Origin of the sequence: Pseudomonas lini, assembly GCF_030812475.1 — a bacterium.
GTDB classification, from domain to species: Bacteria; Pseudomonadota; Gammaproteobacteria; order Pseudomonadales; family Pseudomonadaceae; genus Aquipseudomonas; species Aquipseudomonas lini_A.
Map to the genome: position 1 here is coordinate 99,255 of NZ_JAUSSR010000010.1, position 22,711 is coordinate 121,965.

A 22,711-nucleotide genomic window follows, 5' to 3' on the forward strand; every position below is an offset into this window, starting at 1 on the left:
TTCATCGCGAGCAAGCTCGCTCCTACAGGGGGATCGGTGTATCAATGACGGAAGTGGCGCATGCCCGTAAAGACCATGGCGATGCCGGCTTCATCGGCAGCAGCTATCACTTCATTGTCACGCATCGAGCCGCCCGGCTGGATCACCGCAGTGATGCCGACCTTGGCCGCATTGTCCAGACCATCGCGGAACGGGAAGAAAGCGTCGGAGGCCATCACCGAGCCTGCTACCTGCAGCCCGGCATGTTCAGCCTTGATTGCAGCGATGCGCGCGGAGTTCACGCGGCTCATCTGGCCAGCGCCGACACCGATGGTCTGGCGGTTCTTGGCGTAGACGATAGCGTTGGACTTGACGTACTTGGACACTTTCCAGGCGAAGATCAGGTCGTTGATCTCTTGCTCGGTCGGTGCGCGTTTGGTTACGACTTTCAGGTCGTCGGCGCCAATCATGCCGATGTCGCGGCTCTGTACCAGCAAACCGCCGTTGACGCGTTTGTAATCCCAGGCAGCAGCGCGATCAGCCGACCATTCGCCGCAGACCAGCAGGCGCACGTTGGCTTTGGCAGCCACGATGGCGCGAGCTTCTTCGCTGACGCTTGGGGCGATGATCACTTCGACGAACTGGCGCTCGACGATGGCCTTGGCTGTTTCAGCATCCAGCTCGCGGTTGAAGGCGATGATGCCGCCAAACGCCGATTCGGTGTCGGTGGCGTAGGCCAGTTCGTAGGCCTGGCGGATGCCGCCTTCGGCGTCCGGGCTGACGGCCACGCCGCACGGGTTGGCATGCTTGACGATCACGCAGGCCGGTTTGACGAAGCTCTTCACGCATTCCAGCGCGGCGTCGGTGTCGGCCACGTTGTTGTAAGACAGCTCTTTGCCTTGCAGTTGGGTTGCGGTGGCAATGCCGACTTCGGCAGGCCTGGCTTCAACGTAGAACGCCGCGCTCTGGTGCGGGTTCTCGCCGTAGCGCATTTCCTGAGCCTTGACGAACTGGCTGTTGAAAGTGCGCGGGAATTCGCTGCGACCTTCGGTGCTCAGGGTCTCGGCGGCCTGGTTCACGGTGCCCATGTAGTTGGCGATCATGCCGTCATAGGCAGCGGTGTGCTCGAAGGCCTTGAGCATCAGGTCGAAACGCTGAGCGTAGGTCAGACCGCCGGCCTTCAGGCTTTCCAGCACGTTGGCGTAGTCGCTGGCGTTGACCACGATGGCCACGTCTTTATGGTTTTTTGCCGCCGAACGGACCATGGTCGGGCCGCCGATGTCGATGTTCTCGATAGCGGTCGGCAGGTCGCAGCCTGGCTTGTTGATGGTGGCTTCGAACGGGTACAGGTTGACCGCGACCAGGTCGATCGGCTTGATGCCGTGCTCGTTCATGATGGCGTCGTCGATACCGCGACGACCGAGGATCCCGCCGTGGATTTTCGGGTGCAGGGTTTTCACCCGACCGTCCATCATTTCTGCGAAACCGGTGTAATCCGCGACTTCCACTGCGGCAACACCGTTGTCACGCAGCAGCTTGAACGTCCCGCCGGTGGAGAGGATTTCGACGCCCAGGGCTTCAAGCTCCTTGGCGAATTCGAGGATCCCGGTCTTGTCGGAAACGCTGATCAAAGCGCGGCGGATCGGCAGGCGGGTAGTCTGGTCGGTCATTTCAATTTCCATCAAAAGCAAAGGAGTCAGCAAAAAAGGCGACCGTTTTTACGTGGGCGCCTTTCTGGTTTGATTGAATGCTTACAGCAAATCGTACTGCTTGAGTTTCTTGCGCAGGGTGCCTCGGTTCAGTCCGAGCAGCTCGCTGGCCTTGGTCTGGTTGCCCTTGACGTAGTTCATCACGCACTCGAGCAGGGGCGCCTCGACTTCGGACAGCACGAGGTTGTACACATCCGTGACGGCAGCGCCCTCAAGGTGGGCGAAATAATTGTGCAGCGCCTTCTCGACACTCCCGCGAAGGGTCTGGCCTTCTTCGCTCGGCGTGTTGAGGTGCTGTTTCAAATTCACGTTGTCGCTCACGGGTGTTGTTCCACTCACTAAAGTCTCGGTCATCATCGTCATGCGGCCACCTCGTCTCCGTCCCCTGTCAGGCTCTTGTAACGTTCGGCGAAGAAGCCCTGAACGTTGGCGCATTGTGCTTCCGTATCTTCCAAACGATTGAAGTGGGCGCGAAACTCCCTGGCGCCCGGCAAGGTTGCGAGATACCAGCCCACATGCTTTCGAGCGATGCGTACGCCCATGACGTCTCCGTAGAAAACGTGCAGCGCGGCCAGATGCTCAAGCAGAATGCGTTCCACCTCGATCAGGTCCAGTGCCGGGAGTTTCTCGCCGGTACGAAGGAAATGATCGATCTCACGAAAAATCCATGGCCGCCCCTGGGCAGCCCGGCCTACCAGCAGGCCATCGGCACCGGTCGCGTCGAGCACGTACCGGGCCTTCTCGGGTGAATCTATATCGCCGTTGGCGAAGACCGGGATCGACACCGCCTGCTTGATCGCGGCAATGGTGTCGTACTCGGCAACGCCGGTGTACAGATCAGCCCGGGTGCGGCCATGAACCGCCAACGCCGTGATGCCTGCCTGCTCGGCAATCTTCGCCACTGTCAGGCCGTTCCTGTTGTCCCGGTCCCAGCCAGTGCGGATCTTCAGGGTGACCGGCACATCAACCGCGGCCACCACGGCCTGCAGGATCTCGGTTACCAGTGCTTCATCCTTCAACAGCGCGGAACCGGCGGCCTTGTTGCAGACCTTCTTGGCCGGACAGCCCATGTTGATATCAATAATCTGCGCGCCCAGTTCGACGTTGGCCCGGGCCGCATTCGCCAGCATCTGTGCATCGCCACCGGCGATCTGTACCGAGCGGGGCTCGGGATCACCTTCGTGGATCATGCGCATGCGCGATTTGCGGGTGTTCCACAAACTCATGTCGCTGGTGACCATTTCCGAGACGACTAACCCCGCGCCCAGCCGCTTGCACAGCTGACGAAAGGGCTGGTCCGTGACGCCCGCCATCGGGGCGAGAATCAAGCCATTGTGTAATGTGTATGGACCGATGCGTACCGCCGACATAGGGCTTCCCTGTTGTGGGGCCGGATCATTAGACTTCGAAAAAGGGTTGGCATGATACCCGCTCTCGATGACTGGATAAAGGCTGAATTGAACAAAATCTGAACAGCGATTCTGTTATTGCCAGCGGTTTGGTACGAGCGGTCAAAGTCAGAAATATGCCGTCAAAGCCGTAACACTGAACCGTTTCACTCGGGCGAGTGGAAGCTCAGGCTATAGTTCACTGCCTTGGGGCCTGGATCGAGAATATCCAGCGCGATGTGGATCGGCGTTTGCGGAGGCATTTCCAACAGGCCTTCCAGATCGCCATTGAGGTACTCGCCAGGCTTGAAACGACGGCTGGCGATCAGGTGACCATTGAGGTCGGCAAAGCGCAATTCCAGCAACGGGAATGGCTGGGAGAAGGGGGCGCGGTTGTAGATGATCGCGTCGACCACCAGTGCACCGCTGAAATCCGGATGGCTGCGCACCACCAGGTTGCTGCTTTTGATTTTCGCGATGTCGACTTTGGATGGCACGGTGCAGCCAATGTGCGGGCACACTTGCTGGAGCCATGGCCGGTACTGGTCCTGGCGCGCCAGTTCTTCGAAGTGGTAAGCGATGTACTGGCCGGCGAGCGCGGCGGCACCCAACAGGACCAGCAGCAGCCAGAAAAGCCGTCGTCCCCAGGGGGCGCGACGTTTCTGCCAATCCAGTTGCAGCGGGTCGTCGGTCAGGTCCTGCAAAGCCTCGACACGTTCGGTCGACTCGCTGCGTTCGTGTCGCTTGCGCAGGGGGGCAATTGGGGGCAGGTCGTCGTCAGGTGCATCGGTTGCCGACAGGCGATTATGGCGCAGGGGCATGTCGAGCGGATCATTCAGGCGCAGTTGCGGCACCTGGGGCTCGTCGTCCAGATCAACCGGTTCCAGCGAGAACGAAGGTTCTGTGCGCGAGTGCTTGCCCCGTTCTGACTGCGTTTGCCGTTCGTCGTCTTCGACCGCCTGGGCGCGATCGGCTGCCGATTCGCTGAAGAGACTGTCGGACCAGGGTTCATCGTCGTGCCCGACAGCGTCGCGGCGAGCACTGAGGCCGTTTTCGCGATGCCGGCCAAATTCCGTGATCGGCTGGATTTCCCTTTGTTCAAGCCGGGCGAGTTCTTCGTCCAGGTCCAGGCTGTCCAGATCCATTTCCGTTGCGGACCACTGCTTCTGGCTGATGGCGCGCGGTGCCGGCGGTTTGACAATGGTCGGCGCTGCAGGTGTGACGGCTTCCTTGCCGGACCGTTGCTCAAGCAATTGCTTGGCGGCGTTGAACACCTGCAAGCACGAGCCGCAACGAACCACTCCGCGGGCGACGCTCAATTGAGCATGGCTGACGCGGAAGCTGGTTTGGCAATGCGGGCACTGAGTGACGAAACTGTCGGTCATGCGGCGGTCCGGTTCATGCAGAGGCTCATTCTAGCGCCGACGGCCGGTAATGCGCACCCAGCCATCGCGATTGGCGATCGGGTCCAGGTCGAAGTCTCGGGCGTAGGCGTTGGCAACGTCTTCACCTTGTTCGGCGAGGATGCCCGACAGCGCCAGGCGACCGCCCGGCTTGATCAGGCTGGACAATTGCGGCGCCAGGGAAACCAGCGGGCCGGCAAGGATGTTGGCCACCAGGACATCGGCTTTCACCTGAGGCAAGTCTTCCGGGAGATACAGCGGGAAACGTTCAGCCGCAATGTTGTTGCGGCCGGCATTGTCGCGGGAGGCTTCCAGTGCCTGCACATCGATGTCGGTGCCCACGGCTTCGTTGGCACCGAGCAGCAGGGCGGCGATCGCCAGGATCCCCGAGCCACAGCCGAAGTCCAGGACGTTGCAACCTTTGAGGTCCTGGCCATCGAGCCATTCCAGGCACAGCGCAGTGGTCGGGTGAGTACCGGTGCCAAACGCCAGGCCCGGATCCAGCAGCAGGTTCACCGCGTCGGGCTCAGGTGCTGCGTGCCAGCTCGGGACGATCCACAAGCGCTGACCGAAACGCATCGGCTGGAAACCATCCATCCAGCTGCGTTCCCAGTCCTGGTCTTCGATGACTTCGCTATGATGCTCGGGCAGCGGACTGCCGGTCAGCAATTCGAGATGAGCCAGTACGCTGGCGGCTTCGGTGCCACCTTCGAACAGGGCCAGCAGGTGCGTGTGCGACCACAATGGCGTGGTGTTGAGTTCCGGTTCGAAGATCGGCTGGTCTTCGGCGTCCATGAAGGTCACCGACACAGCGCCCACTTCGAGGAACGCGTCTTCGTAGGTTTCGGCTTGATCTGGGCTGATGGCGAGACGGACTTGCAGCCAAGGCATGGCGGGCACCTTTGAAAAATATTGATTGCAGCCTGGCGGGCTGCGATAAGCGCGCAAGTTTACGCGAGCGCGCAGTGTTTGTGGGAGTGGCTTGGCCCTGCATCCACCGCGCGGGTCCTGAGTACACCGTACCCTGTAGGAGCTGGCTTGTCGGATCGCCGCACCGCAGCGAATGCGTCGTGTCAGGCGGCACAGTTGGTGTCTGACATGGCGCCTTCGCTGGCAAGCCAGCTCCTACAGGGGGGTGGCGGCAGGGCGGGTGAAATGTCCAGAAACAACAAAGCCGCCCGAAGGCGGCTTTGTCGGTCGGGCTAAAGCTTAGTGCTTGTCGCCAGCCAGCTTGTGCTCCAGGTAGTGGATGTTGATTCCACCTTTGCAGAAGCCTTCATCGCGGACCAGGTCGCGGTGCAGCGGGATGTTGGTCTTGATCCCGTCGACCACGATTTCGTCCAGCGCATTGCGCATGCGCGCCAGCGCTTCGTCACGGGTTGCGCCGTAGGTGATCAGCTTGCCGATCAACGAGTCGTAGTTCGGCGGAACGGCATAACCGCTGTACAGGTGCGAATCGACGCGAACGCCGTTGCCGCCTGGAGCGTGGAAATGCTTGACCGTGCCCGGGCTTGGCATGAAGGTTTTCGGGTCTTCGGCATTGATCCGGCATTCCAGCGCGTGACCGCGGATGACCACGTCATCCTGGGTGTACGACAGCTTGTTGCCAGCGGCGATGCTGAGCATCTCCTTGACGATGTCGATGCCGGTGACCATTTCCGAAACCGGGTGCTCAACCTGAACGCGGGTGTTCATTTCGATGAAATAGAACGCGCCGTTCTCGTACAGGAACTCGAAAGTACCTGCGCCACGGTAGTTGATGTCGATGCACGCCTTGACGCAGCGAGCCAGAACTTCAGCGCGTGCTTTCTCGTCGATGCCCGGTGCCGGTGCTTCTTCGAGAACCTTCTGGTGACGACGTTGCAGCGAGCAATCGCGGTCGCCCAGATGGATCGCCTGGCCCTGGCCATCGGACAGGACCTGGACTTCCACGTGACGTGGGTTGGTCAGGAACTTTTCCAGATAGACCATCGGGTTGCCGAACGCCGCGCCCGCTTCGGAGCGGGTCAGTTTCGCCGAGGAGATCAGGTCTTCTTCCTTGTGCACCACGCGCATGCCGCGACCACCACCGCCGCCAGCGGCCTTGATGATCACCGGGTAACCGACTTCGCGACCGATGCGCAGCGCGGTTTCTTCGTCTTCAGGCAGCGGGCCGTCGGAGCCCGGAACGGTTGGCACGCCAGCGGCGATCATGGCGTGCTTGGCCGATACCTTGTCGCCCATCAGGCGGATGGTCTCGGCTTTCGGACCGATGAAGGCGAAGCCGGAGTTTTCCACCTGTTCGGCGAAGTCGGCGTTTTCCGCAAGGAAGCCGTAGCCTGGGTGAATGGCAGTGGCGCCGGTCACTTCAGCCGCGGCGATGATTGCCGGAATGTGCAAGTAAGATTGGGCGGCCGATGCCGGACCGATGCAGACGGATTCGTCAGCCAGGCCCAGGTGCATCAGTTCCTTGTCGGCCTTGGAGTAAACGGCGACCGTCTTGATGCCCATTTCTTTGCAGGCGCGCAGGATCCGCAGGGCGATCTCACCGCGGTTGGCGATCAGAACTTTTTCCAACTTCGCAGTCATCAAAGGCTCTCCGCGGTTCAAACGATGGTGAACAGCGGTTGGTCGTACTCAACCGGCTGGCCGTCTTCGACGAGGATGGATTCGATCACACCGCTGGATTCAGCTTCGATGTGGTTCATCATCTTCATGGCTTCAACGATGCACAGGGTGTCGCCTTTCTTCACGGTCTGGCCGACTTCAACGAAAGAAGGCGAGGATGGCGAAGACTTGCGATAGAAGGTGCCGACCATCGGAGAACGGGCAACGTTACCGTTCAATGCCGGGGCGGCCGGGGCTGCCGGTGCGGCGGCGGCAACGGGCGCTGCAGCAGCAGGTGCCGGGACCGGAGCGTGCATTGGAGCGGGTGCGTAGTACTGCTGAGCTGGCGTCTTGCTGTGGCGGCTGATGCGTACGGACTCTTCGCCTTCCTTGATCTCGAGCTCGTCGATGCCGGACTCTTCCAACAATTCGATCAGTTTCTTAACTTTACGGATATCCATGAATCATCAACTCCCAAGGGTCGGTCAGGGGCGTTTAACGCTTGTTGTTCAAGTCGTTGCCTGTCTTTCAAGCTGCTCTAGTGCGGCCTCCAGGGCCAGTCGATAACCGCTGGCGCCAAGGCCGCAGATCACTCCCACCGCTACGTCGGAGAAGTAAGAGTGATGGCGGAAAGGTTCGCGTTTGTGCACGTTGGACAAATGCACTTCGATGAATGGGATGCTCACTGCCAGCAGCGCGTCACGTAATGCGACACTGGTGTGCGTAAAAGCTGCCGGATTGATCAAAATGAAGTCCACGCCTTCGCTGCTGGCAGCGTGGATGCGGTCGATCAATTCGTACTCGGCGTTGCTTTGCAGGTGCAGCAAATGGTGCCCGGCTTCACGGGCACGGCGTTCCAGGTCCTGGTTGATCTGCGCCAGTGTCGTAGCGCCGTAGGTGCCCGGTTCACGGGTGCCGAGCATGTTCAGGTTGGGGCCGTGCAGAACCAATAGCGTCGCCATCTGCTGTTCCTTTGTGAACTGTATGCAATTGTCAAAACCCGGCGACTATGCCGCAAAGCCTTTGTGACTGTCCAGTTCTATGCAATAGCCCGCATGATGGCCGATGTTTGCGCGAAATAAATGACCGGGGATTTAAATCCGGTCATTTGCTTTGGTAACACGTTCGGCGAAGTCCACCGCGTTGATCTCGCCGATCACCCGCACATCGGCCTGTTCGGTACCGTCTTTGCCAAAAAACATCAGCGCCGGCGGGCCGAACAGTTTGTAGCGGTCGAGGAGGGCACGTTGCCCCGCATTGCTTTCGGTGATGTCGAAGCGAATCAATCGATAGCCCTCGAGCCGCTCCATGACCGTGGCATCGTTGAGCACCTGATGTTCGATGACTTTGCAACTGATGCACCAGTCGGCGTACCAGTCCAGCAGCAACGGGGTGCCGGAGGATTTGGCTTGGGCGAGCACACGATCGAGCTCTGCCGGGGTACTGATGGTTTGCCAGGCGCTGCTGCCCCGCGCTTGCTCGTTGTTCGTGACAAGGCGCGGCTGGCCGATCGGGTTGAGCGGGTCGGTCTGGCCACTGAATGCGCCATACCAGCAGGCCAGCGCGTAAAACAGCAGGAACAACCCGAGTAATTGCCCCAGGCGTTTTCGCGGAGGTTTGTAGACGAATTCCAGCGCGCCCATGAACAAGCCGACACCGCCGGCGAGCAAACCGATCAGCAGCAAAGTGATCTGGCCGGGCAATACACGGCTGAGCAGGCCGATCGCCAGCCCCAGCAACAATACCCCGATCGCGTTTTTCACATGGATCAGCCATGGCCCGCTTTTCGGCAGCCAGGCAGCGCCTCCGGTTGCCACCAGCACTAACGGTGCGCCCATGCCGAGGCCGAGCATGAACAGTTTCAAGCCGCCGCCCAGTGCATCGCCGCTGGCACTGATGTACAGCAGCGCACCGGCCAGTGGTGCCGATACGCAAGGCGAGACCAACAGGCTGGAGACGACGCCAAGCACCGCCGCGCCCCACAGCGAACCGCCTTCGGTGCGGCCGGCGATTCGGTCGAGTCGACTGCTGATGGCGTGCGGCAGCTTGAGTTCGAACACCCCGAACATGGCCAGGGCAAAAAGTGCAAAGAACGTCGCGAACGGCACCAGCACCCAGGCCGATTGCAGGCGCGCCTGAAGATTCAGTTGCGCGCCAAACAGGCCCATCAAGGCACCGAGCAGGGCGAAACAGATGGCCATGGGCAGAACGTAGGCCAGCGACAGGTTGAAGCCGCGTAGGCCGCCGACCTGGCCGCGTAGCACCACGCCGGAAAGGATCGGCAGCATGGGCAGTACGCAGGGGGTGAACGTCAGGCCCACACCGGCGAGGAAGAACAGGGCGAGTTCCCGCCAGCCCCAGCTTGTCGCGCCGGCGCCGCCCTCTATCTCCAGGCGCTCGGTCTCGGGCGGATAGCACAGGCCTTTATCTGCGCAGCCCTGATAGGTCACCGCCAGGGTGAAGGCGCGTTGATCGGTGCGCGGCACCTCTACCTCGAGAATGCCGTGGTAGACCTCGACATCGCCGAAATACTCGTCGTGCTTCTGTTCGCCCTTGGGCAATTGCGCAGCGCCGAGGCCGACATCGGCGGGTTCGGCGCGAAACTGGAAGCGGTGGCGGTAGAGGTAGTAGCCCTCGGTGGCGACAAATCGCAGTTTGATCGACTGCGGCGTGCTGTCTACCAGGTTCAGCTGAAAGGCTTCGCGTACCGGCAAAAAGTCGGCGCTGTTGTTGATCGAGCCCAGGGTGGAACTGGGCCGACTCTCCAGCAAACCGGCGGCGGAAGCCGGCAGGGCGAGCATGAAAAACAGCAGGCAAAGCAAGCGGCGCATGACAGTCTCGCGTGTGGAAAGTGCTGGCATGATAGCGGACAGCTGGCAGGAGTGCAGGGCCTGGAATTCTCTGGTGGTTGTTCTGGCGCCTTCGCTGGCAAGCCAGCTCCTACAGGGACACCACCGGACCCTGTAGGCGCTGGCTTGCCAGCGAAAGCGATCTTTCAGACGCGGAAGGCCTGAACGGCTGTATGCAACCGGCCGCCCAGCACCAACAAATGCTCGCCTTGCTCCCGCCCCTGGCCGATGCGCAGCAAGTTATCCCCACCCAGCTGGTGAATCCGCTCGCTGTGATCACGGATTTCGCTGACCGCACCGCTCTGCTGAGCGGTGATATCGGCGATGCGCACGGCGGTCTCGGAAATGGTCTGGATCGCCCCGACGATTTTATCCAGCGCACCGTCCGCCGCCTGCGCCTGATTGGCCGTCGCTTCGGCATGTTCGACCTGGGCGCGCATGCCGTCCACCGAGTGCCGCGCGGCGGTTTGCAGGCCGGCGATCAAGGTTTGAATCTCTGCGGTCGCCCGGGCAGTGCGTTGCGCCAGTGAGCGGACCTCTTCGGCCACCACCGCAAATCCGCGACCCATTTCTCCGGCACGGGCGGCTTCGATGGCGGCGTTAAGGGCCAGCAGGTTGGTCTGGTCGGCAATGGAGCGGATCACCGTCAGCACGCCACCGATGGTTGCCGATTCCTCGGCCAGGTGTTCGATCATCTGCGCGTTGCCCTGCACTTCACCCACCAATGCATGCAGCCCGGTGAGGCTCAGGCCGATGACCTTCTGCCCGTGCTCCACCGCCATTCCGGCATGACGACTGGCGTCGGCGGCCTGGCTGGCATCGCCGGCGACCTGTTGAATGGTCGCTTCCAGTTCACCGAGGGAGTCGCGTATCAATGCCGTGTCGCCCGCCTGATGCTCGGCGCCGCCATGCAGGTTGCTGCTCAACTCGGCCAGGGCTCGGCTGCTGTCGGCGACCTGCTCGGCGTTGACGCGAATGGTGCCCACCAGATCCACCAGATAGGCCCGCAGGCGATTGAGCGAGGCTTGAATGTCATGCAGTTCGCGATTGGTCTTGCCCAATTCAATGTCCTGGCTGAAATCGCCCTCGGCCCAGGTCGACAGGGCCGGCGCCAGACTGGTCAGGGTCCGCGCCAGGCGTCGCTGCAGGGTATCGATGAGCAAGGCAATCAACAGAATCAGGCCGATCATCACCCCTTGTATCAACCGTACTTCCCCCTGGATCTGCCCGTGCTGGGCGCGGACCACCGGTTCCAGTCCGGCAATGGCCTGTTGCACGGCGGCGATTTTCAGGTGAGTGGCGGCGCTGAGGTCGGCGCGTTTGCGGATCTGGTCGCGGGTGCGGGCAAGCTCCGCAGGATAACGGGTCAGCAGGCTATTGAATTCACGCTTGAGGCTGACGCCAGCATCTTCTGCGACAGTTTTTTCGGTGTTTTCCAGGCCCATCATCGCCGCGAAATCATCCGTGCCGGATTCGCTACTGGCAGGTACGCCCAGTAATGGCAAAGCGCCCAGTCGTTCGCCTTGAATACGAATGTTGGCGACTTCATGCTCGACATCGGCGGCCAGTTCGCTGCGTCCGCTGCTGACCAGCTTGTCCCGTGCCAGCGACAGTTTGCCCAGGTGCCGGGACGCGGAAAGCAATGGCATCAGGTAAGCCACGTTACCGCTGGCGTACTGGGTGAGCTGGTCAAGGCTGGCCCCCAGTTCGCGTTCGGCTTGCAGCAGCAATGCCTGCGGATCACCCGCGAGCTTGCCGGCAGCCAACAGCTCGGTTTTGCTGTATTCATCCAGATTCGACAGGCTCGGGCGCAAGGTCTCGGCCAATGCCGGCGGTAACTCGCCGAGTGCCTTGTGCAGGCTGTCGATAGCCTGAGCGGCGCTGCTAAGGCGCAGGGCATCACCGCTGGCAAGGTAATCCTCGATGTTGCGTGCGACGTCATCCTGAAATTGCCGGGACAGGCCCAGATAGCGTTCCATCAATAGATAGGGACGTTCCAGGGCCTTTTGCGACCACCACAGGGTGGCGCCAAGGGCCACGCACACGGCGACTAACAGAAAGGTATTGAGATTGGTCAGCAACTTCAGGTGCATCACGGCACTACCAACGGCAGGTAAGTGCCTGAAGTTATTGCGTTTGTGTTACAGGGTAATGACCGATTCAGTCCATTCCGCGGAAAAGATGGCACTTTGCTTTGACGTTCGCGCCGCCTGTACGCGGTTGCGTCCGGCATGTTTGGCACGGTACAGCGCCTCGTCAGCCTGACTGGCCATCATCAGGCCGTCGGCGTTTTCGCACAGCTCGACGACCCCGGCACTGAAGGTGCACCAGAGGTCCTGGGGTTGGGCCGGGTAATGGATTTCGGCAAAACGCTGACGGATTTCCTCGAGCACTTTATAAGCCGATTCGAGGTTGGTGTCCGGCATCACGATGGCGAACTCTTCACCGCCATAACGGCCGATGAAGTCCGTCTTGCGCAAGCGTTGCTTGAGGAACAGTGCCAGGCTTTTTATCACCCGGTCGCCCATGGGATGACCGTGGCTGTCGTTGACCCGTTTGAAGTGGTCGATATCGAGCATTGCAAAGCTCAGGGGCTTGCTTTCACGACGGGCGCGGAAGCTGCAGTCTTCGAGCAGTTGCAGGATGTGCGTGTGATTGTAGAGGCCGGTGAGGCTGTCGCGAACCATCCGCGCCTTGAGATTGCGCGCCCGCACCGCGCGATTACGCACGGTGGTGATCAGGTGTCGGGGCTTGATTGGCTTGGTCAGGAAATCGTCGCCGCCCTCGCTCATGGCATCGAGTTGCTTGTCCAGATCGTCTTCGGCGGACAGGTAAATGATCGGCACGCTGACGTAGCGATCATTGTGACGGATCACCTTGGCCAGTTCAGTACCGGTGCAGGCCGGCATGTACATGTCGAGGATGATCAGGTCCGGCTGGAAGTCTGCCAGCTCGGCCATTGTCTGGATCGGCTCGATCAAGGTCCGGGTGACGATCCCGGCGCTGTTGAGCAAGCGTTCGGTGTGCAATGCCTGGGCGCGGGAGTCATCGATGATCAGCACTTTGTAAGGTTCGTACTGGGCGACGCAGGTCAGGACTTCGATTTTTTCCAGCAGACTCGACGCTTCGAGGGTGCCGGTCAGGAACTCTTGGCCGCCGGCGCGCACCGCGGCGAGGCGGGTAGGCGTGTCGGTTTCCTGCACGCTGAAAAACAGCAGCGGCAACGGTTCGTCCAGCCCGATCTGGGCTTCGGCGGCCAGTTTCAGGCCCATGCCGGCACCACTGAAGTTTACGTCCATGACGATCGCCGCGGGCAAGCGCTCGACCAACGAGGCGCGAAAAGCCGCCACGCTGTCCAGGGATTGGGCGCTGAGCCCGAAAAACTCCAGCTGCCTGGCCAGGCGCTCGGCGCGATCGTGATCCTGCAGCGCCACATAGATCGGCTTGCGCAACGGCGGCAGGAAGGTTTGCTCGAACTGGTCACCATGGCGCAGGCCGGTGCGCGACAAGCGCTGCATCAGGTGATTGAGGTCATTGATCAGATCACTGTTCAGGCGTCCGCGATTGGCGTCGACCGCCTGCAACGACTGGCCGATGAGGCGTGCCAACTGGATATGTTCCGGTTGTTCGAAGCGCTCGGCAAAACGCAGCAGGCGCAGGTTGGCCTCGCTCAGTTCCGATAAGTCGGTGTTGGACCACTCGTTGCGTTGCAGACGCTGCCATATTTCAAGAATTTGACGTGCCTGATGAATCACCCGCTGGGCAAAGTGCTGCTTGAGGCGCTCACGGCTAGGGTCTTCTGGCTCGGTCATATCCTGACTACTAGTGAAGGGGCACGCTGAGGTCGATGGTGGCTCTATGCTAGCACCACTTTTCATGTGGATGAGTGTCGCACGTCAATAATCTGCAAAGCGACCTCATTCAGTTTGTGGCCGACTGGTCGGATAGGCTCGCAGCCGTGCTTCATTTATAGTGGCCGCTCGATCGCGCCCGTTGCGCGGCTCGCCTCTTGCTCTGGATTTAATGCACGGCAAACGAGGCACGATGGCGTAGGGTTGTGGTCGAACCGATGAACTCAAGTGATTGAAAGGATATCGCCATGCTGGACTGGAAGAACCGCGCGGGCAGCGCGCCTGAACGTGCCGCTGAACCGAAATCGGCCACCCGCAGTTATTTTGGCGGCCTGTTGTTCAGCCGGGCGCTGGCCACGCTGATCGGCCTGTACCTGCTGGTTACGATTGTGTTGGGTTGGTACTGGAGCCAGGAACCTGCGCTGTTCCCGGTTCAACAGAATGCCCAGGTGGCTGCCGAGAAAGAAGGCAAGCAGATGGTCATCGGCTATACCACGGTGGAAACGCTGAAGACCGTCGCCGATACCTTACTGACCAAACCGGGCGGTTATATTTCCAATGACCGTTTCCCGCCGGGCCTGTGGATGGATAACACGCCTAGCTGGGAATATGGCGTGCTGGTCCAGGTTCGTGACCTGAGCCGCGCGCTGCGAAAGGACTTCGCCCGCTCCCAGTCGCAGTCTACCGAAGACGCCGATCTGGCCAAGGCCGAGCCGCGTTTCAACTTCGACAACAGAAGCTGGGTACTGCCCTCCAGCGAGTCTGAATATCAGGAAGGGATCAAGTCCCTGAGCCGTTATCAGGCTCGCCTGTCCGATCCGAGTCAGAAAAGCGCGTTGTTCTATGCCCGCGCCGACAACCTGAACAACTGGCTGGGCGATGTCGGCACCCGTCTGGGGTCGTTGTCGCAAAGGCTGTCGGCCAGCGTTGGCCGGGTCAAACTCAATACCGCGCTGAAAACCGAAGTGGTTGCGCCAGGTCAGGTTCCGCAGGTCGACGAAGAAATCGTCGAAACCCCGTGGATGCAGATCGATAACGTGTTCTACGAAGCCCGCGGCCAGGCCTGGGCACTCTCCCATCTGCTGCGCGCGATCGAAGTCGACTTCGCCGATGTGCTGGCCAAGAAGAACGCCACGGTGAGCGTGCGCCAGATCATTCGTGAACTGGAAGCCTCGCAAGAAGCGGTCTGGAGCCCGATGATCCTCAACGGCAGCGGTTTTGGGGTGCTGGCCAACCACTCGCTGGTCATGGCCAATTACATCTCCCGGGCCAACGCCGCTGTCATCGATTTGCGGCAATTGCTCAATCAGGGCTGAGTCATGGTTGATAGCTCCATCGATGGACTGCGCGAGGCCGCCCATCGCGCGGCCTCGGATGCCGAACAGATCGCCTGGGTCGACGAGCAGGACAACCTGCTCGGTGCCCTGGTCCGTTCCGAGCTGCGCGAGCGCGGGCTGATCGGGCGTGGTACTTACATCATGCTGTTCAATAGCGCCGGTGAACTCTGCGTGCATCGGCGCACGTTGAGCAAAGCGATTTACCCGGGCTACTGGGACGTGGCAGCCGGCGGTATGGTGCTGGCCACCGAGACATACGCCGAATCGGCGGCCCGTGAGCTGGAAGAAGAGCTTGGGGTGAGCGGTGTGGAGCTGGCGGCCCATGATCACTTTTTCTTCGAGGACACCGGCAACCGACTCTGGTGTTCGGCGTTTTCGGCGGTGTGGGACGGTCCCTTGATCCTGCAACCGGAGGAAGTGCTCGAAGCGCACTTCATGCCCATCGATCAGGTCCTGTTGGAAATCCAGCAAAAGCCTTATTGCCCGGACTCTCTGGCGGCCTTGCAGCGCTATCTCCGTTCCCGTGGGCCGCACGTCGCATAAGCGGCATAAATTGGCGCCGATTGGCTCTTAGCAAGTCGGCTTTTTGCCGTTACACTGCGCGACCTTTTCAAGCTGAACCGGTATTGCTTATTGTAGGAGCGAGCTTGCTCGCGAAGAACGCAAGGACGACGCGTGCTGCCTGATGCCGCGCGTTATCGTTGACGTTTTTTCGCTGGCAAGCCAGCTCCCACAGGGGTGTACAGGTTCAGTAGCGCTGCCCCTGCCTGAGTGGGGTTTCGCGGTCGATGGCACAGCTGCCGCGACCAGTCTTTGTCCTCCCGAGAGGATTGCCGGTGGCCAAAAAAGCCGCATCCTTCGCCGCCCTTGGTGGCCTGGTATTTTCCACCGACGCAGGTCGTCATTGCCCGGATTGCAGTAAACCGGTGGATGCCTGCATCTGCAAACAGACCGTTATCCCGGCCGGCGACGGCATCGCTCGCGTGCGTCGCGAAAGCAAGGGGCGTGGCGGCAAGACGGTGACGACCATCACCGGCGTGCCGTTGGCCGAGGACGCGCTCAAGGACCTGGCGACCACGTTGAAAAAACGTTGCGGGACCGGCGGAGCGTTGAAAGACGGCATCATTGAAATCCAGGGCGACCATGTCGAGCTACTCTTGGCCGAACTGATCAAGCACGGTTTCAAGGCAAAGAAGTCCGGCGGCTAGCAGCTTCTGTGAAAACCACCCTTGGCTGGATCCGGTCCTGACAGCAGGTCTGGCGTCGTCTACATGGTTTTCACAGAGCCTGTTCTGACCGGTTTCTAAACTCACCGCGATCAGCGAGGTCTATCCCCTCGTTGACGAACCGTCATTTTCATTCTTTAGACTGCGCCGGCCTGAACCCAGGCGACGCTCTATGACTTCTTTATAGGGGACTTCAATGTCCGTACGACGCACACGCAAAGACGATGGCAGCCAATGGACAGTTGCGGACAGCCGCAGTGTTTACGGGATTCGCCATTGGGGGGCCGGGTATTTCGCGATCAATGATGCCGGTCGCGTCGAAGTTCGTCCGAACGGTCCGGCCAGTTCGCCTATCGACCTGTTCGAGCAAGTCGACCAGCTGCGTAAAAGCGGCCTGTCCTTGCCGTTGCTGGTGCGTTTTCCTGACATTCTGCAAGACCGCGTGCGTCAGCTGACCGGTGCCTTCGACGCCAATATCGAGCGCCTCGAATACCAGAGCAAGTACACCGCGCTGTACCCGATCAAAGTGAACCAGCAGGAAGCGGTGATCGAAAACATCATTGCCACCCAGAATGTTTCCATCGGCCTTGAAGCCGGCTCCAAGCCCGAGCTGCTGGCGGTGCTGGCGCTCGCACCGAAAGGCGGCACCATCGTCTGCAACGGTTACAAGGACCGCGAGTTCATCCGTCTGGCGCTGATGGGCCAGAAACTCGGTCACAACGTTTTCATCGTCATCGAGAAAGAATCCGAGGTCGAGCTGGTGATCGAAGAGGCCGCCTCTTTGAAGGTCAAGCCTCAAGTCGGCCTGCGTGTACGCCTGTCGTCCCTGGCGTCGAGCAAGTGGGCGGACACCGGCGGCGAAAAATCCAAGTTCGGGCTGTCGGCGGCGCAACTGCTGTCGGTGGTCGAGCGTTTCCGCGCCGCGGGCCTGGATCAGGGCATTCGCCTGCTGCACTTCCACATGGGTTCGCAGATCGCCAACCTGGCGGACTACCAGCACGGCTTCAAGGAAGCGATCCGTTACTACGGCGAGTTGCGCAACCTCGGCCTGCCAGTGGACCACATCGACGTCGGCGGCGGTTTGGGCGTGGACTACGACGGTACCCATTCGCGTAACGCCAGCTCGATCAACTACGACATGGACGATTACGCCGGTGTCGTGGTCGGGATGCTCAAGGAATTCTGCGATGCGCAGAGCCTGCCGCACCCGAACATCTTTTCCGAGAGTGGCCGGTCCCTGACCGCGCACCACGCCATGCTCGTGGTGCAGGTGACCGACGTCGAGAAACACAACGACGACGTGCCGCAGATCGAGAACAAGGAAGCACTGCCGGAAACCGTACAGTGGCTGGTTGACCTCCTGGGGCCGACCGACATCGAGATGGTCACCGAAACCTATTGGCGCGCCACGCACTACATGAGCGACGTCGCCACCCAATACGCCGATGGCAAGCTGACCCTGGCCGAGAAAGCCCTGGCCGAGCAATGCTACTTCGCCGTGTGCCGTCGCCTGCACAACTCGCTGAAGGCCCGTCAGCGTTCGCACCGTCAGGTGCTCGACGAGCTCAACGACAAGCTGGCCGACAAGTACATCTGCAACTTCTCGGTGTTCCAGAGCCTGCCGGACACCTGGGCCATCGGCCAGGTGCTGCCGATTCTGCCGCTGCACCGTCTCGACGAAGAGCCGCTGCGTCGCGCGGTGCTGCAGGATCTGACCTGCGACTCCGACGGCAAGATCAAGCAATACGTCGACGAGCAGAGCATCGAAACCAGCCTGCCGGTTCACGGTTTGAACGAAGGTGAAGACTACCTGCTCGGTATCTTCCTGGTGGGTGCCTATCAGGAAATTCTCGGCGACATGCATAACCTGTTCGGTGACACCGACTCGGTGAACATCTACCAGAACGCCGACGGCAGCGTGTATCACGCGGGTATCGAAACCCACGACACCATCGAAGACATGCTGCGTTACGTGCACTTGTCGCCGGAAGAGTTGATGACCCACTACCGCGACAAGTGCGCCAGCGCCCGCATCACCGCCGCCGAGCGCACTCAGTTTCTCGATGCACTGCGTCTGGGTCTGACCCGTTCGTCTTACCTGTCCTCTTGAGGTAAGTCGTCGTTCTTATCGGGTTGTCTGAAAATGTTCCGCGCGCTGCGGAAATTTCGGATGACCTGGTAGGACGGTTCTTTATCCTCGAAGGAAATTTCCCCGCTTTTGGCTATTAAAGGTATTTGGTCTTCTTTTCGCGTAGGCCATTTCCTAAGTTGTATTTCGCCTCTCTACTCGGCCATGTCTCTCGGCGAGAATCCCCGGCCGCCCTCCTGTAGAGAATCGCCGATGTTCGATCCAGTCAACGAGCCTTCATTTCGTCTGGATGTAGCAGGTCTGTCCGACGCCTTCGAAGTCCTGGCCTTTACCGGTAGAGAAGCCATCAGCGAGCCTTTTGCGTTCGATGTGGACCTGCTGATAGATGACCCGACGCTTGACCTTGCCAGCCTCCTTTACCAACCGGCTTCTCTGCACATCGGGCCAGCGGAACACGCCATCCATGGACAACTGCACGAAATCGTCCAGCGTAACCATGGTCCGGGTGTCCGGCTCTGTCGCGTGCGGCTGGGGCCGAAACTGGCCTGCCTGTCCCAGCGTTTCAGCCAGCGAATTTTCAGCGCCCGCTCGGTGCCGCAGATCCTCAGTCAAATACTCCGGGAGCATGGCATCGCCGACAAGGATCGGCGCTTCGAGCTGAGCGGCGATTACCCGCCCCGTGATTTCTGTACGCAATACCGGGAATCGGACCTGCAGTTTCTCCAGCGTCTGTGCGCGCAGGAACGGCTTAACTATCATTTCGAGCACCATGCGGATGGGCACTGCGTGGTCTTCGGTGATGGTCAGGCGCATTTTCGCCTTGGCGAACTGGCGAATTTTCGCGTCGACAGCGAGCAACCGGCAGTGCGGCAGTTTCAGCTTCAGGGGCAACGAACCGCCCAGGGTGCCGCAGGCCTTACCGACCTGTCGGCGCTGCGCAGTGGTCAACTGATGTCGCTGTCCGGCCACCCGGTCGCCAACTGGAATCAACTGTGGCTATTGACCCACATCGAACATCAGGGAAGCCAGGATCCAGTGGCTCCCTATGGCAATCATTTTCGCGCAATTCACCGGGAAGCGCCCCTGGTGTCGCCCCCTTGCGCGGCGAAACCACGCATGCACAGCCTGCAACGGGCCTGGGTCGTCGATGTCGAAGAGCCTCGACCGGATCCGTCCAGGCCGGTTGCCGTCCAGTTCGATTGGCTTTACCAGGGCGAGGGCGCGATCCCCAACCACTGTTGGCTGCCCTTGGCAAATGAACTGAACGCAACGGATTTGCCGCTGAGCGAGGGGACCGAGGTGGTGGTGAGTTTCATCGAGGGGGACCCGGATCAGCCGCTGATTACCGGTTTTCTTCACCTGCCAAAAGCTGTCGAAGAGTCTCCGCAGCCCCCTGCCACAGAGGACTGTCCGGCCGACGAAGGCTTACTTCGAATGCTTCGCTCCGGCGAGCCCTTGACGCTGCTGTGCCTGCTACCGGGTGGCGGAAGTTTCACGCACTGCGCTGAAGTGTTCTGTACCTGCCGCGTGGCGACGCGATTTGGCCGGAGCGGTGCGGCATGATTGCCGCGAGCCCGCAATGGCTATTGCTGGATGTGCCAGGTGCGCCACTGGCGCGGGCGACACTGCGGCAAACGTTTGGCCACGCGCAGTGGTTCTGGCTGTTCGAAGAGACGGAACTGCACGCATCTCGTGAACAGGGTCCGGTTCTGGTCGACCTGGGCTCATGCCCGGCGCTGACCGAGTTGTGCTACAGCGAAGCGCAAGACTGGCGTGGACTGTTGGTCTTCAGTGGGGCGTCGTCGTCGCCGTTGCTGGCGCATTTGCGTCGTATGCTCACGGTGTCGGTCGGCTTGCATCACCGTGCTTTGTTGAATTACTACAACCCCAACACCGCCAGTTATTTTTTCGATGCCTGCGATGCCCGGGAGCTGAGTCGCTGGCTGGGGCCGATCAGTCAGTTGCACTGGTTCGGCGGAACCTGGGCGGATCGCGCGATCGGCTGTCAGAGTTGGCAACAGCTGCACAACCCAGGGCTCGCCGTCAGCCCTTTAGCTGTAGAAGAAAGCCTCAGCCCCGGTCAACAGGGAAAGCTGCAAACCTGTCTGCTGGAACAGCACGCCTGGCACTGGAGCCAATCCACCGGGACCGATTACCACCACCTGTGGGAGCATATGCAGGACGGGCTGGCGCTGGGTTTCAACGAACGTGCGGTGCTCGATGACTGGTTATGGCTGCGCTTGCAATACCCCCGCGCGGCGCTGGTGCTGCCTTTGTCGGGGCAGACTCAGCGGGAGCGTCTGGACAGCCTGCGCGACCGATGGCAGGCCGATCAACGCTGACCAGGCGTTGGTCATGGCCGCGCCGGATCAGTGAGTCCGGCCCGCAAACCAGCCGTCGTTCTTGCGCAGGAACCAGGCAAAAGCGCCAAGGGTCAAGCTGCGCAAGGCCATGAACCACAGGAACGTTATCCACAGACCATGGTTGCCCAGGTCCTGGAGCGCCCAGGCGAACGGCAGTAACAGGATCATCGTCAACAACATGCCGTTGCGCATTTCCCTGGCGCGGGTGGCACCGATGAACAGGCCGTCGAGCAGGTAACTCCAGACCGCAATCAGCGGCAGGGCGGCAAGGTAAGGCAGATAGATGAACGCGGTGTCACGCACGCTTTGAATGTCGGTTTGCATCTCGATGAACAGATGGCCGGCGAATAGAAACAGCGCGGCGAAACCCAGGCTCGCGAGTAAAGACCAACCACAGGCCACCACCAACGAGCGGCGCAGGGCGTCGCGGTCGCGAGCGCCGATGGCGTGCCCGCAAAGAGCCTCCACGGCGTGGGCCAATCCATCGAGCGCGTGGGCAGTCAGCAGCAGGCCGTTGAGCAATAGCGCATTGGCGGCGACTGTGGCATCGCCCAGTCGCGCGCCTTGCACGGTAATGAGAAAAAATACCGATTGCAGGACCAGGCTGCGGATGAAGATGTCGCGGTTGACCGCCAGCAGCGGTCGCCAGCTCTGCCACAGCGCCAGCGCAGCCCAGGCGATATGGCCAGGGAAGGCGCGCAGGGCGTTTCGGGTCATCAGCAGGCCGACCACTGCGCCAGTCCATTCGGCGATCACCGAGGCTCGCGCAGCGCCGACCACGCCCCATTCCAGCCCCAGGACAAACCACAGGTTCAAGGCGATGTTGACCAGGTTGGTGCTCAGCAGAATCGCCAGTGGCGCCCGGGCGTTCTGGGTGCCGAGGAACCAGCCGACCAGGGCATAACTGGCCAGTGCCGCCGGCAGGCCGAACAGCCGCGTGTGGAAAAATTCGCGGGTCAGCTGATCAAGTTCGGCCGAGGGTTGCATGAAGTGCAGCGCGACGCCGCTCAACGGCACACCCAGCGCTCCCAGGACAATGGCCAGCCCCATGGCCAACAGCAAGCCCTGCAACAGGATTTGCCGCAACGCCGCGCCATCCCCGCGCCCCGCAGCCTGGGCGGCAAAGCCGGTGGAGCCCATGCGCAGGAAGCCCATGGCCCAGGCGAGAACGGTATACAGGCTGGCCCCGACCGCGACGGCGCCCAGTTGATGGGCGTGGGGCAGGTGACCGATGACCGTACTGTCGACCAGTGCCACCAGCGGGACGGAAATGTTCGACAGAATCATGGGGGCGGCGAGCGCCCAGACCTTGCGGTGAGTAGGGCGGTCGCGCCAGTCGGCGATCAGGTTGGACATGCGGGCTCCTTGGGGGAGCGGGCATTGTAGCGATACATTCGGAGTCTGCCGCGATCCATGTGGGAGCGAGCTTGCTCGCGATGAGGTCGGCACATTCAATATCCATGGTGACTGTCACGCCGCCATCGCGAGCAAGCTCGCTCCCACAGGGTTTGGTGGTGTCAGTGGATAATCCAGCTCAACAACCAAAGCCCCAACAGCAACCAGATGATCCCCATGATGATCGATGCGCTCATGAAGGCGCGAATCGCCGCCCACAACAGCATCAACCCCACGATCAATGCGAGGATGCTGATGATCGACGCATCCATGCCCAGCGCCCGGGACAGTCCTTCGACAAAGTTGCTGCCGGCATGGCTTAACAGATTGAACAGCCCGCTGAGGGCATCAACGATGAACCGGATGATCGAACCGAGTACCTGGCCGAGCCATTCGAAAAAGCTTTCTACCTGCATGTCGTGAACGTCCTGTTGAAGTGGTTGAGCCTTGGGCCAGCGATCACAGTGGCGAGTTCCCTGAAGCCGGAATCGTTTGAGTATGACGCAAAGTTTCCAGTCTGTTGATGAACCCCCTTG

The 22,711-nt window shown here is 60.8% G+C and carries 19 protein-coding genes; 6 read left to right on the forward strand and 13 right to left on the reverse strand.

From position 1 onward, the window contains the following. Positions 1-41 precede the first annotated feature (41 nt). From purH to J2W17_RS19830, 11 genes are all read right to left on the reverse strand, one after another. Positions 42-1,649, reverse strand: coding sequence for a bifunctional phosphoribosylaminoimidazolecarboxamide formyltransferase/IMP cyclohydrolase (gene purH / locus J2W17_RS19780; protein ID WP_307337939.1), 1,608 nt, complete (start codon positions 1,647-1,649; stop codon positions 42-44). 81 nt (positions 1,650-1,730) lie between these two features. After that, positions 1,731-2,051: a DNA-binding transcriptional regulator Fis gene (gene fis, locus J2W17_RS19785; RefSeq protein WP_007907419.1), complete on the reverse strand. Its 321-nt coding sequence runs from the start codon at positions 2,049-2,051 to the stop codon at positions 1,731-1,733. After that, complete coding sequence (dusB, locus tag J2W17_RS19790; RefSeq protein ID WP_307337944.1) at positions 2,048-3,058, reverse strand: tRNA dihydrouridine synthase DusB; 1,011 nt, start codon at positions 3,056-3,058, stop codon at positions 2,048-2,050. The genes fis and dusB overlap by 4 nt, the downstream gene beginning before the upstream one ends. Positions 3,059-3,243: 185 nt before the next feature. Further along, a complete protein-coding gene (locus J2W17_RS19795) occupies positions 3,244-4,461 on the reverse strand; it encodes a DUF3426 domain-containing protein (protein WP_307337947.1) in 1,218 nt (405 codons plus the stop codon). Between the two features lie 30 nt (positions 4,462-4,491). Continuing rightward, entirely contained in the window at positions 4,492-5,370 is an 879-nt protein-coding gene (gene prmA, locus J2W17_RS19800) for a 50S ribosomal protein L11 methyltransferase (protein WP_307337951.1), read from the reverse strand. 318 nt (positions 5,371-5,688) lie between these two features. After that, entirely contained in the window at positions 5,689-7,047 is a 1,359-nt protein-coding gene (accC, locus tag J2W17_RS19805; RefSeq protein WP_307337954.1) for an acetyl-CoA carboxylase biotin carboxylase subunit, read from the reverse strand. Positions 7,048-7,064: 17 nt separating this feature from the next. Next, a complete protein-coding gene (accB, locus tag J2W17_RS19810) occupies positions 7,065-7,526 on the reverse strand; it encodes an acetyl-CoA carboxylase biotin carboxyl carrier protein (protein ID WP_307337958.1) in 462 nt (153 codons plus the stop codon). Between the two features lie 48 nt (positions 7,527-7,574). Continuing rightward, positions 7,575-8,027, reverse strand: a complete 453-nt coding sequence (aroQ, locus tag J2W17_RS19815; RefSeq protein ID WP_307337960.1) for a type II 3-dehydroquinate dehydratase — start codon at positions 8,025-8,027, stop codon at positions 7,575-7,577. A gap of 132 nt (positions 8,028-8,159) precedes the next feature. Continuing rightward, positions 8,160-9,896, reverse strand: coding sequence for a protein-disulfide reductase DsbD (locus J2W17_RS19820; RefSeq protein ID WP_307337963.1), 1,737 nt, complete (start codon positions 9,894-9,896; stop codon positions 8,160-8,162). Positions 9,897-10,060: 164 nt separating this feature from the next. Then, positions 10,061-12,007, reverse strand: a complete 1,947-nt coding sequence (locus J2W17_RS19825) for a methyl-accepting chemotaxis protein (RefSeq protein WP_307337966.1) — start codon at positions 12,005-12,007, stop codon at positions 10,061-10,063. 48 nt (positions 12,008-12,055) lie between these two features. Then, positions 12,056-13,726 carry a response regulator gene (locus J2W17_RS19830; protein WP_307337969.1) on the reverse strand — a complete coding sequence of 557 codons (1,671 nt, stop codon included), beginning with the start codon at positions 13,724-13,726 and terminating at the stop codon, positions 12,056-12,058. Positions 13,727-14,013: 287 nt separating this feature from the next. On the opposite strand from J2W17_RS19830, the gene J2W17_RS19835 reads away from it, so the two are divergent. From J2W17_RS19835 to J2W17_RS19860, 6 genes are all read left to right on the forward strand, one after another. After that, positions 14,014-15,081, forward strand: a complete 1,068-nt coding sequence (locus J2W17_RS19835; protein WP_307337972.1) for a DUF2333 family protein — start codon at positions 14,014-14,016, stop codon at positions 15,079-15,081. A gap of 3 nt (positions 15,082-15,084) precedes the next feature. Beyond that, positions 15,085-15,645: an NUDIX hydrolase gene (locus J2W17_RS19840; protein ID WP_307337975.1), complete on the forward strand. Its 561-nt coding sequence runs from the start codon at positions 15,085-15,087 to the stop codon at positions 15,643-15,645. A 293-nt stretch (positions 15,646-15,938) separates the two neighbouring features. Then, the gene (locus tag J2W17_RS19845) at positions 15,939-16,310 is read left to right on the forward strand and encodes a translation initiation factor Sui1 (protein WP_033059567.1); all 372 of its coding nucleotides are present in this window, start codon (positions 15,939-15,941) and stop codon (positions 16,308-16,310) included. A 214-nt stretch (positions 16,311-16,524) separates the two neighbouring features. Further along, positions 16,525-18,438: an arginine decarboxylase gene (gene speA, locus J2W17_RS19850; RefSeq protein WP_307337980.1), complete on the forward strand. Its 1,914-nt coding sequence runs from the start codon at positions 16,525-16,527 to the stop codon at positions 18,436-18,438. Positions 18,439-18,669: 231 nt separating this feature from the next. Continuing rightward, entirely contained in the window at positions 18,670-19,980 is a 1,311-nt protein-coding gene (locus tag J2W17_RS19855) for a type VI secretion system Vgr family protein (protein ID WP_307337983.1), read from the forward strand. After that, positions 19,977-20,759, forward strand: coding sequence for a DUF4123 domain-containing protein (locus J2W17_RS19860; RefSeq protein ID WP_307337986.1), 783 nt, complete (start codon positions 19,977-19,979; stop codon positions 20,757-20,759). Before J2W17_RS19855 ends, J2W17_RS19860 begins: the two co-directional genes overlap by 4 nt. Before the next feature lie 27 nt (positions 20,760-20,786). Here J2W17_RS19860 and J2W17_RS19865 read toward each other — a convergent pair whose 3' ends face one another. Then, on the reverse strand, positions 20,787-22,136 hold the full coding sequence (locus J2W17_RS19865) for an MATE family efflux transporter (RefSeq protein ID WP_307337989.1): 1,350 nt from the start codon (positions 22,134-22,136) through the stop codon (positions 20,787-20,789). A 161-nt stretch (positions 22,137-22,297) separates the two neighbouring features. Further along, entirely contained in the window at positions 22,298-22,591 is a 294-nt protein-coding gene (locus tag J2W17_RS19870; protein WP_307337993.1) for a hypothetical protein, read from the reverse strand. Positions 22,592-22,711: the final 120 nt, after the last annotated feature.